This window comes from Bradyrhizobium sp. Rc2d, from assembly GCF_900099855.1.
GTDB lineage: Bacteria > Pseudomonadota > Alphaproteobacteria > Rhizobiales > Xanthobacteraceae > Bradyrhizobium.
This window is the reverse complement of the sequence record NZ_FNCU01000037.1, coordinates 70,556-81,609: the sequence shown is the minus strand read 5'-3', so window position 1 is coordinate 81,609 and position 11,054 is coordinate 70,556. Positions and strand designations below refer to the sequence as shown.

At 67.7% G+C, this 11,054-nt stretch carries 10 protein-coding genes; 5 read left to right on the top strand and 5 right to left on the bottom strand.

Annotated elements, in window-relative coordinates; genetic code table 11:
* From BLV07_RS50150 to BLV07_RS33070, 5 genes are all read right to left on the bottom strand, one after another.
* Window positions 1-256: transposase (locus BLV07_RS50150; RefSeq protein ID WP_143035537.1), on the bottom strand; the 256-nt coding region annotated here is incomplete at its 3' end.
* Between the two features lie 96 nt (window positions 257-352).
* Entirely contained in the window at window positions 353-2,416 is a 2,064-nt protein-coding gene (locus BLV07_RS33085) for a hypothetical protein (RefSeq protein ID WP_091894329.1), read from the bottom strand.
* A gap of 7 nt (window positions 2,417-2,423) precedes the next feature.
* Window positions 2,424-5,237, bottom strand: coding sequence for a DUF4159 domain-containing protein (locus BLV07_RS33080; protein WP_091894327.1), 2,814 nt, complete (start codon window positions 5,235-5,237; stop codon window positions 2,424-2,426).
* Entirely contained in the window at window positions 5,234-6,178 is a 945-nt protein-coding gene (locus BLV07_RS33075) for a DUF58 domain-containing protein (protein ID WP_091894325.1), read from the bottom strand. The genes BLV07_RS33080 and BLV07_RS33075 overlap by 4 nt, the downstream gene beginning before the upstream one ends.
* The gene (locus tag BLV07_RS33070; protein ID WP_091894323.1) at window positions 6,178-7,176 is read right to left on the bottom strand and encodes an AAA family ATPase; all 999 of its coding nucleotides are present in this window, start codon (window positions 7,174-7,176) and stop codon (window positions 6,178-6,180) included. The genes BLV07_RS33075 and BLV07_RS33070 overlap by 1 nt, the downstream gene beginning before the upstream one ends.
* Window positions 7,177-7,462: 286 nt before the next feature.
* Here BLV07_RS33070 and BLV07_RS33065 point away from each other — a divergent pair, with 286 nt between their 5' ends.
* The 5 genes from BLV07_RS33065 to BLV07_RS33045 are packed head-to-tail and all read left to right on the top strand — an operon-like array spanning window position 7,463 to window position 11,033.
* Window positions 7,463-8,074, top strand: a complete 612-nt coding sequence (locus BLV07_RS33065) for a DUF1285 domain-containing protein (protein WP_091894321.1) — start codon at window positions 7,463-7,465, stop codon at window positions 8,072-8,074.
* On the top strand, window positions 8,071-8,742 hold the full coding sequence (locus BLV07_RS33060; RefSeq protein ID WP_091894319.1) for a CoA pyrophosphatase: 672 nt from the start codon (window positions 8,071-8,073) through the stop codon (window positions 8,740-8,742). Before BLV07_RS33065 ends, BLV07_RS33060 begins: the two co-directional genes overlap by 4 nt.
* Entirely contained in the window at window positions 8,739-9,002 is a 264-nt protein-coding gene (locus BLV07_RS33055; protein WP_091894317.1) for a DUF6111 family protein, read from the top strand. The genes BLV07_RS33060 and BLV07_RS33055 overlap by 4 nt, the downstream gene beginning before the upstream one ends.
* 10 nt (window positions 9,003-9,012) lie before the next feature.
* A complete protein-coding gene (locus BLV07_RS33050) occupies window positions 9,013-10,269 on the top strand; it encodes a CCA tRNA nucleotidyltransferase (RefSeq protein ID WP_091894315.1) in 1,257 nt (418 codons plus the stop codon).
* Window positions 10,266-11,033: a sulfite exporter TauE/SafE family protein gene (locus BLV07_RS33045; protein ID WP_091894313.1), complete on the top strand. Its 768-nt coding sequence runs from the start codon at window positions 10,266-10,268 to the stop codon at window positions 11,031-11,033. The genes BLV07_RS33050 and BLV07_RS33045 overlap by 4 nt, the downstream gene beginning before the upstream one ends.
* Window positions 11,034-11,054: the final 21 nt, after the last annotated feature.

Sequence of the window (11,054 nt, the reverse complement as noted above, 5' to 3'; positions counted from 1 at the left end):
AAGCACGGTCATCCAGCGCCTCTTCAAGCTCCGGATCGGACAGTCCATACCATTGCTGCAGCAGCAGCGCCTTGAACATCAGCAGCCGCGGATAAGCCGGCGCCCCGCGCTCCGGTTCCGGCAGGCCGCGCAGCACGCGCTCCACTGCTGCCCAATCGACCAGTTCGCCAATCCGCCTTAGTACCGGATTGGCTTTCCCCTGCCGCGACACCAGCGCGTCCGCAAAGCTCGGTTGCCCCACCTGCCGATATGCCATTCCCGTCCCCTCCAACCGGTCCAGGGAATCGCAGATTCGCCGATTATGCAAAGTTCTCGCAAGCGGGAGAGGTTGAACGAGCCCCCGACCGAGAGATCAGCGCCCTTCGCGGACCCAGGTCGCGGCGAAGGCGCCGAGCAGCAGCAACAGGCCGATCAGCCCGGCGAAGATCGGCAGCACGCCGACGCCCTTCACCACGCTGGCGTCGCGCATCCGCACGCCCATCCAGCCGTCGCCATGGAAGACACTGGTGGAGCGCACTGGCAGGATGCGTGGCAGCTCGACGCTGTTGCCGTCGACGACGCGCACGGCATTGCCGCCGGTTGCCTGCGTCAGCGGCCTCAATGTCTCGGTGGTGGAGGTGACTTCCGAAAACTCCTTCGGATTGGTCGGGCCGACATTGATCAGCGCCTTCAGCGTGCCGTCTGTGGCCTGCCACAGGCCGAGCTCGTTCGCCGGCAGGCTGGCGCGCCACTCGCCGGGATCGCCGGGGCTGAGCGTCAGGTCGTGCGACACGCCCGATGGCGAGGTCACGTTCACCGGCTGGACGCTGTCCGACATGGTCTGGCGCACCACCACGAGATCCTTGCCCTGCACCTGGAGGCGCAGCGCTTCTTCATCGAGATCCGGCTGCTTCATCAGCCAGTGCGACATCCGCCTGAGCAGGTCGAGATGCGGCCCGCCGCCCTCATAGCCGCGCGCCCACAGCCAGATGTGATCGGACAGCAGCAGCGCGACGCGGCCCTCGCCGAAGCGCGACAGGAACAGCAGCGGCTTGCCGTCGACGCCGGTCATCACAGGCGGGTTGACCGCATTGCGGGTGTCGACGGTGCGGAAGAACCGGCTCCAGTGCGGCGGCTCGCTTGCCGAGCCCTCCAGCCCGCGCGTGACCGGATGGCGTTTGCCGATGTCGGACAGATGCGCATAGAACGGCTTTTCCGTCACGCCGACGGGCTCGGCCGGCAACACCGAATCCAGCGGCGTGCGCCAGATGCTGGTGTTGGAGGCGTAGTCGGGGCCGGCCGAGACCAGCACCGCGCCGCCCGAGCGCACATAGCGTGCGATGTTGTCGAAATAGGCGATCGGCAGCACGCCCTGGCGGGCGTAGCGGTCGAAGATGATCAGCTGGAATTCGTTGATCTTCTGCTGGAACAATTCGCGGGTCGGAAACGCGATCAGCGACAATTCGTTGATCGGCGTGCCGTCCTGCTTCTCCGGCGGACGCAGAATGGTGAAATGCACGAGATCGACGCTGGCGTCGGATTTGAGCAGATTGCGCCAGGTGCGCTCGCCCGAATGCGGCTCGCCCGAGACCAGCAGCACGCGCAGCTTGTCACGCACGCCGTCGATGGCGACGACCGCGCGGTTGTTCACCGGTGTCAATTCGCGTTCGAGCGGCGAGGCCTCGATCTCGACGATGTTCGGGCCGGCATGCTTGATGTCGACGTCGACGCTCGCGGCCTGACCGCTGGATAGCGTGCGTTCGTTGATGACTTCGCCGTCCCTGCGGACCGTGACTTTGGCGCGCTCGCCGGACACGCCCTGGTCGTCGAGGCGGTAGCTGATGGTCTGGGTCTGCCCGACGATGCCGAAGCGCGGCGCCGCCGTGATCGCGATGCGGCGGTCGCGCTCGTCCTTCTGCCCGGTGACCAGCGCTTGCACCGGCGCCTGGAAGCCGAGCGCGGCGGCGTTCGCCGGAATGTCGTGGACGCGGCCGTCGGTGATCAGGAACGCGCCGGCGACGCGGTCGACCGGCACGTCCGACAAGGCCGAGGCGAGGGCGCCGAACAGTTTCGTGCCGTCGGTCTCGCCGTCGGCCTGTCCGGCATCGACGACGCGGACTTCGAGGCCCTTGATCTTCTTCAGGCTGTCGACCAGCGCTTCCTGCGCCTGCGCGGCCTCGCGATTGCGGTTGCCGAAATTCTGGCTCGGGCTCTTGTCGACGACGACGGCGGCGACCGAGGTGAGGGGATCGCGATCCTCGCGCGTGAAGGAGGGATTGGCGAGCGCCAGCAGGAACAGCGCCAGCGCGGCGACGCGCACGGCGGCGCCGCGTGCGCGCGCCAGCAGCAGCACCAGCGCGACGACAACGATCGCGGCCAGCGCGAGCCACAGGACGATCGCGGGAACAAGCGGCGTGAACGCGATGCCGTAATTCATATCTATCCTATTGCCCGAGCCGTTCGATCAGGGCGGGTGCGTGCACCTGGTCCGCCTTGTAGTTGCCGGTCAGCGTATACATCACGATGTTGGCGCCGGCGCGGTAGGCGAATTCGCGCTGGCGGGTGTCGCCGCCGGTCACCGGCAGCATGGCCTGGCCGTCGGGCCGCACCGCCCAGGCGCCGGCTAGGTCGTTCGAAGTGATGATGATCGGCGAGACGCCGTCGCCGCCGCGCGCCGGCCGCTGCGCGCTGTCCTCGTCCTCGTCGCGCGGCAGGGTCTCGACCCAGGTCTGGCCGGTGACGAAGCGGCCGGGGAAGTCGCGCAGCAGGTAGAAGGTCTTGGTCAGCACGTGCTCGCGCGGCACCGGCTCGAGCTCGGGCACGTCGAGCGAGGACAGGATCTCGCGCAGCGTCTGCATGGCCGGGGTCTGCGCCGCGCCGTTCGCGCCGGGCGGTGCTTCGATCGCATCGCGCGTGTCGAACAGCACGGTGCCGCCCTGCTTCATATAGGCGTCGATCTTGTTGATGGCATCTTGCGGCGGCTTGGGCGCGCCGGGCACGATCGGCCAGTAGATCAGCGGGAAGAAGGCGAGCTCGTCGCGCGCGGGATTGACGCCGACGGGATCGCCGGCCTCGAGCGCAGTGCGCTGCGCCAGGAACAGCGTCAGCCCGTTCATCCCGGCCTTGACGATGGAATCGACGTCGGCATTGCCCGTCACGACATAGGCGAGGCGGGTCTGCGACACCGCCTTCATCGCGAACTCGTCGGCGGCGCCGTCGGCGCGCGCCGGCGTCGGCGAGAGCGACGCGACGCCTGCGAGCGCGAGCCCGAGGACGATCATCGCCGGCGCGGCGCGGCGGCGCAGCAGCGCGGCAATCCCGCCGCCGAGCAGCGCGACGATAATGGCGTCGATCAGGAACAATGCCAGCGCCGTCGACAGCAGCCAGCCGCGCAAATCGCGCGGCTCGGCGTTGGTGTAGGTGGCGTGCCGGGCGCGCAGGCTCGCGGTGTTCAGGGCCGCGATGCGGTCGGCGGCGGCAAGCGTGTTCACGGCGAGCGGTCCTTCGGCCGGACCATAGAAGCCCGGCGGATGATCGGGTGTGGCGCGGTCGCGATAATCCGCGGGCAGCGGTTTTGCGGTGGCCGGCGGCGGGCCGAAGGCGCCGAAGCCGTCGAGGATGTGCAGCGGCGCCACCGTCTCGGCGGTCATCTCGGCCGCGACCCCGGCGCCGGGCTTGGCGGTGTAGCCTGACATGTCGACCACCCGCCGCAGCATTTCGACGAAGGTGCCTGACATCGGCAGATCCGACCAGCGCATGTCGGCGCTGACGTGGAACAGGCTGACCAGGCCCTTGCCGCGATGCTCGCCGGTCACCAGCGGTGTGCCGTCTTCCAGCGAGGCCCAGCTTTTGGTGGCGAGCACCGCGTCGGGCTCGGCCAGCACCTGGCGGCTCACGGTGACGTCCTTGGGGGCCACGACGCCGGCAAACGGACCGTCGGCGGCGAAGGAGGCGAGATGCTGCGGCTTCTCCCAGGTCAGGCTGCCGCCGAGCGTGCGGCCGCCCTTGCGCAGCTTGACCGGCACGAGATCGTCTTCGGCCTGCGCCAGGCGGGGCCCAGCGAACCGCACCAGCACGCCGCCCTGGTCGATCCAGGCATTGAGGCGCTCGCGCAGCTCAGGCGCGATGGTGCCGACATCGGCGAGGATGATCATCGGCAGCTTCTGGTCGAGGAACTGGGTGATGCCCTGCTGCGGCGAGCCCTTGTCGGCGAGCCGCACGTCGGCGAACGGCGCCAGCGCGCGGGTGAGATAGAAGGTCGGCGCCAGCAGCGGCTGCGCGGTCTCGCTGGTCGAGCCCGAGACGATGCCGATGGCGCGACGGCGCCAGCGCTTGTCCAGCAGCTGCACCGCGCCGGCGGAGCGCTCGCCCGAGATCTCGAGCCGGGTGATGTCGTTGCGCAGCTCGACCGGCAGATCGAACGCCGCGTCGGTCTCCTTGTCCTGCGGGCCGAACGAATAGCGGGCTTCGCCGATCGGCGAGGCCTTCTGGTCCAGCGCGCGCACGGTGCCGACGGCGATGCCGCTGTCGGTGCGCAGCACCTTCACCGTCATCCTGGCGGCGGCGTTCTCGGCCGCGACCAGCGCCAGCGGCGCGGAGGTACCGCCTTCGAACACGGTCAGGCTGCGATCGCCGATGGTCTTGCCGAGGCCAGCTACGAATTCCTCGCCGCGGCCGGTGTCGACGCCGTCGGACAGCCAGGCGATCTCGCAGTCGCCGGTGGCTTTGAGGAAACGATCGATTGCGGGCAGGGTGTCGACGCGGTCGATCGAATAGGGCTTTGGCGCGAGCTGCCGCAGCGCGACGCGCGCTGCACCCGCCGGCATCAGGGTGATGTCGCGGTTCGGCTCGGACAGCGGCACCAGCGCGATGGCGCGGCGGTCATTGTCGGCGTTGGCGATCAGCTCGTCGGCGGCCCTGATCCTGACGTCCCAATGCGATGCCGCGCTCCAGCCGTCGTCGAATACGATCATCAGCGGCGCCTTGCTGCCGGCAAGACCCGTTTGCGGATTCCAGATCGGGCCGGCGGCGGCGAAGATCACCAGCGCCGCCGCGAGCAGGCGCAACGCGGTCAGCCACCACGGCGTCCGCGAGGGCGTCTCTTCGCGCGGCGCGATATCGAACAACAGCCGTGTCGGCGGAAACTCGATCCGGCGCGGCCGCGGCGGCATCACCCGCAGCAGCCACCACAGCACGGGCAGGCTGACGAGGCCGATCAGGAGCAGCGGTTCGGTGAAGGCGAGCGGCAATCCCATCATGCGGCCGGCCCCGCCTTGATCGTGGTGGTGCGGGCGCCCGACTTGCTCACCTGCAGGCCGGCATGCAGGAACAACAGCAGTTCGGCGGCCGAGCGGTCGGTCGCATGCGTCGTGAACAGCCAGTCGAGCTTGTTGGTCTCGGCGCGGATCTGGTCGCGGTGCAGCGTGAGCCGCGTCGTGTAATCCTGCACCCAGCTCTCGGCCCGGCCGGCGGTGATCACGCCGAATCCTTCCGGCTCGACGAACTCGATGCGGCCGGAGTACGGAAACGACTCTTCGGCGGGATCGACGATCTGCACCATGGTGCCATGCGCGCCCGAGCCGGATAGCCCTGCGAGCGTTGTCCTGATCTCGGAGATCGGCGACCAGAAATCCGACAGCACGATCGTCTCGGCAAGCGCCGAGGGCACGAAGGACGGCGGCAGGCTGAGGCGTTCGGCGTCGTCATGGAGCATCGCCTGCGCCATCTTGTCGATCACGCTGCGGCTCGCGGTCGGCGCCACCAGCCCGGGAATGCCGACGCGTTCGCCGCCGGACACCAGCAGCTCGGCCAGCGCGAAGGCGACGATCAGTGTGCGTTCGAGCTTGGATTCGCGCGCGGTCTTGGAGGCGAAGGCCATCGAGGGCGAGCGGTCGGGCCAGATCCAGACCGTGTGCGCGGCTTCCCACTCCTGCTCGCGGACGTAAAGATGGTCGTCACGCGCCGAACGCCGCCAGTCGACGTTCTGCGACGGCTCGCCCGAGACGAAGCGACGATACTGCCAGAAACTTTCGCCGGAGCCTGCGCGGCGCCTTCCGTGCAGGCCGTGAATGACGTTGGCGGCGATACGGCGGGCCTCGAGCACCAGGCGCGGCAGCGAAGCGGCGAGCGTGCGGCTTTCGCCATCGGCACGTCGGATCGCTATGATCTCCTTTGCTGTGTGCCCGTTCTCTGCCGCCATCAACCGATCCGTGTCTTCAATTGCCGGATCACGTCCGGAATCGTGCGTCCTTCGGCGCGCGCCTGGAACGTCAGCGCCATGCGGTGCTTCAGCACGGGCTCGGCGAGGTCGAGCACGTCGTCGACAGAGGGCGCGAGACGGCCGTCGATCAGCGCACGCGCGCGCACAGCCAGCATCAGCGATTGGCTGGCGCGTGGGCCGGGTCCCCAGGCGATGAACTTGCCGGCTTCGCCGGCGTCGGGACCCGGACGGGCCGAGCGCACCAGCGACAGGATCGCCTCCACCACGGAATCGCCGACCGGCAGGCGGCGGATCAGCCGCTGCGCGGCGATCAGCGCATCGGCGGTCATCGATCCCCTGGCCAGCGTCTCCTCGGCGCCGGTGGTCTCGAACAGGATGCGGCGCTCGGCGTCGCGATCGGGATAATCGACGTCGATCTCCATCAGGAAGCGGTCGAGCTGCGCCTCGGGCAGCGGATAGGTGCCTTCCTGCTCCAGCGGGTTTTGCGTGGCGAGCACGTGGAACGGCTTCGGCAGGTCATGGCGCGCACCCGCAACCGTGATGTGCTGCTCCTGCATCGCCTGCAGCAGCGCCGACTGCGTGCGCGGGCTGGCGCGGTTGATCTCGTCGGCCATCAGGAGCTGCGCGAACACCGGACCTGCAATGAAGCGGAAGGCGCGCCTGCCCGCGGTGCTCTCATCCAGCACCTCGGCGCCGAGAATGTCCGACGGCATCAAATCGGGCGTGAACTGGATGCGCTTGGCGTCTAAGCCGAGCGTGACGCCGAGCGTCTCGACCAGCTTGGTCTTGGCGAGGCCCGGGACGCCGATCAGCAGCGCATGACCGCCGGAGAGGATGGTGACGAGCGTGTTCTCGATCACGCGATCCTGGCCGAAGATGACGGACGCGATCGCCTCTTTCGCGGCGCGAATCTGGCCCGACACCTGCTCGGCCGAACGGACGATGCCGTCCTCGAGTTTCTCGATACTTTCCGCCATTCGCTCGCTCCTTCAGCCTGCCACGCGGCTTGCCTGCGTCGTCACGTCAGCACTCCACCTCAGCAGATCACGTGAGGTCATCCGTCGGATCATGGGCCCTATGCTAGACTTGCAGGAAGGCCATGTATTCGTTGAATTAACCTATCCCCACCTTATCGGCTTCGGGTTATGTACGGCATCACGAAGTGGCGACCTCGCGCACCGGACTCGTCCGGAGTGGAACCGCTCACCGAGGTACAACGTAGACCTGCACCAATCGTGCCAAATGACAAAGTCAGGGCAAACCATGGCGAACCAAGGGCAGAGTGCCGATCGCGGTCTCGAGGGGCTGACTGCCGCCGCCAAGAGCGCTGCCAATGCCGAAGGCGCCAAAAAGGGCCTGCCTCCGGTGCATCTGTGGAATCCGCCGTTTTGCGGGGATCTCGATATCCGAATCGCCTCTGATGGTACTTGGTTCTACATGGGAACGCCAATCGGCCGTCACGCGCTGGTCCGCCTGTTCTCGACCATCCTCAAGCGCGAGGGCGACAAGCATTTCCTGGTCACGCCGGTGGAGAAGGTCGGCATTCGCGTCGACGACGCACCGTTCATGGCGGTCGAGATGCTGAAGCACGGCGAGGGCAGCCACCGCGTGCTGAGCTTCCGCACCAATGTCGACGATTGGGTCACCTGCGACGCCGCGCACCGGCTGCGCTTCGAGCAGGCGAAGGACGGCGGGCTGACGCCCTATCTGCATGTCCGCGCCGATCTCTGGGCTAAGGTCACCCGCGCGCTCTATTACGATCTGGTTGACATGGGTGAGGAGCGGATGGTCGATGGCCAGCCGATGTTCGGCGTCGAGACGGCCGGCGAATTCTTCGCCATGGCCGACGCGGAGCAGGTGAGGGCCGCGCTTTGAACAAAACTATCCTGAAGAACGATCCGGTCGCGCTCAGCGCGGCGGATTTCTTCGCCCGCTCCAGGGCCAGGCTCGGCTTCGACGTCCCGCCTGGCCTCTATGATCCGAACATCATTCCCGCCTCGGGCGATCCAGGCACCGACAAGATGCTGGAGATCATCGCGCGCGAGCAGCCGGTGCGGCCGGCGGCGGTCCTGATCGCGGTGGTCGACCATCCCGAGCCGACCATCCTGCTGACGCAGCGCTCGGCGCATCTCAACGACCATGCCGGCCAGATCGCCTTTCCCGGCGGCAAGATCGACGCGACCGACTCCTCCCCGCTCGATGCGGCGCTGCGCGAGGCCGAGGAAGAGGTCGGGCTGTCGCGCGACTTCGTCGAGCCGATCGGCTATCTCGATCTCTACGGCACCGCCTTCGGCTTCCGCATCCTGCCGACGGTCGCGAGGGTCAGGCCGGGCTTTGCGCTCACCATCAACCATTCCGAGGTTGATGACGCGTTCGAAGTGCCGCTATCCTTCCTGATGAACCCGGTGAACCACCAGGTGCACAGCAAGGAATTCCGCGGCATGGAGCGGTTCTACTACGCGATGCCGTTCGCGGAACGCTACATCTGGGGTGCGACGGCGGGTATGCTGCGTGTGCTTTATGAGCGGATCTATTCATCATGATCCGGACGGTTCTGACCGAGATCGGAATCTTCCTCATCCCCTTTGCCGTCTATGCGCTGTTCCTGGCCGCCAGCCGTTCCGGCCTGTTCGTGCAATCGTCCTGGCCGGTCTATGTCGTCGCTCGCCTCGTCCTGGTGGCGCTTGTGCTGGTGATCGCGGGGTTGATCGGCCTCGCGCATTTCTCCGGCGCGGCGCCGGATTCGACCTACGTTCCCGCCCATATCGAGAACGGCAAGCTCGTGCCGGGCGTGGAAAAATAGGGGCCGACGGATGATCGCGGAGCCTTTACTTGTCCATGCGCCCTGGCTGACCGCAGGCGGGACCGCGCGCGTCCTGCAATTGCTGGGCGCGGACGGCGAAGAGGCGCGGGTGGTCGGCGGCGCGGTGCGCAACGCGCTGCTCGGTCTTAAGCCCGGTGACATCGACATCGCGACCACCGCGTTGCCGGACGAAGTGATGCGGCGCGCCAAGGCCGCCGGCATCAAGAGCGTGCCGACCGGCATCGATCATGGCACCGTCACGCTCGTGATCGACGGGCATCCCTATGAAGTGACCACGCTGCGCGAGGACACCGAAACCTTCGGCCGCAAGGCCAAGGTCGCGTTCGGCCGCGACTGGGTGAAGGACGCCGAGCGGCGCGATTTCACCATGAACGGCCTGTCGGTCGATGCTGATGGTGTCGTGCACGACTATGTCGGCGGGATCGCGGATGCCAGAGCGCGTCGCGTGCGCTTTATCGGCGATCCCGGCCAGCGCATCGCCGAGGATTATTTGCGCATCCTGCGCTTCTTCCGCATCCACGCCGCCTTCGGCGCCGGCGAGCCAGACCGCGACGGCTATCTCGCCTGCATCCGGGGACGCGCGGGCCTGGCTAGCCTCTCGGCCGAGCGGGTGCGCATGGAGATGCTCAAGCTGCTGGTGGCCGGCGGTGCGTCCGCGGCCGTGCTGGCCATGGCCGAGGGCGGATTGCTGCAAGCGCTGACCGGGGGCGTCGTCTATACGGGTCCGCTGTCGGCGATGATCGCGATCGAGTGCGAGCTCAGCCTGCCGGCGAATGCCACGCGGCGCCTGGCCGCGCTGGCGGTCGCCGTGACCGAAGATGCCAAGCGCGTCGCCGCGCGGCTGCGGCTCTCCAATACCGAGACCAAGGCGCTGGATTCGATGGGACACCGCTGGTGGCGCTTGGTCACCAAGGATGAGGCCGATGCACGCCGGCTGCTCTATCGGCTCGGCGCCGAGCGCTATCACGATCGCGTGTTGCTGGCCTGGGCGCGGGCCGGCGGCGACGTCGGATCGTCGCGATGGCGTGCGCTCGCCGAGCTGCCGCAGCGCTGGACTGCGCCGAAATTTCCGCTGAAGGCCGCCGACTTCATCGCGCGCGGCATGGCGGAAGGGCCTTCGCTCGGACATGTGTTGACGCTCGCCGAGGACGCTTGGCTTGCGGCGGATTTTCCACTAGAGCAAGCCGCGCTCGCTTCCATCGCCGATCAAGCTGCGGCACGCGTCAGCCGCGATGAGAGAACGTGACCATCGTCTCAGGCTTCGCCGACATCTCGATTTTTCAGCTCCTGCTGGTCGCGTTGATGGCGTTGTTGGCTTCGATCATCGGTGGTCTCGCCGGTTACGGCACCGGCGCCTTGATGCCGCTGGTGCTGGTGCCGCTGGTCGGCGCCGAGCCCGTGGTGCCGATCATCGCGATCTCCGCCATCTTCACCAATTGCAGCCGCGCCATCGCCTATCTGCGCCATGCCGACCGCCGCCGCGCGCTGATCGTGCTTCTCTGTGCGGCGCTGACGACCGCGCTCGGCGCCTATGGCTATACGCGGCTGACCAATGCGGGCGCGGCGCTCGTGATCGGCTCCATGCTGATCCTGAGCGTGCCGCTGCGCCGCGTGCTGCGCCGCCGCGAGGTCAGGATCGGCGACACCGGCCTTGCCGCCGGTTCGATCGGTTATGGCGTGCTGGTCGGCGGTACCTCGGGCTCCGGCGTGATCCTGCTGTCGCTGCTGATGGCCGCCGGCCTCGAAGGCGCGGCGGTGATCGCAACCGATGCGATGATCTCGCTCGGCACCGGCCTGATCAAGATCTCGGTGTTCGGCCTTGCCGGTGCTGTGACCGCGCAGGTGCTCGCCTTCGCGCTGCTGATCGGCGCGATTGCGATCCCCGGTGCGTTCCTCGCAAAAGCCTTCGTCGAGCGGATGCCGGTGCACATCCACACCGCGATCTTGGACGTCGCGGTGATCACCGGCGGGCTGGTGATGATCTCGGCGGCGGCGAGGCAGCTGACCTGATACACGGTCGAGGCATTGACG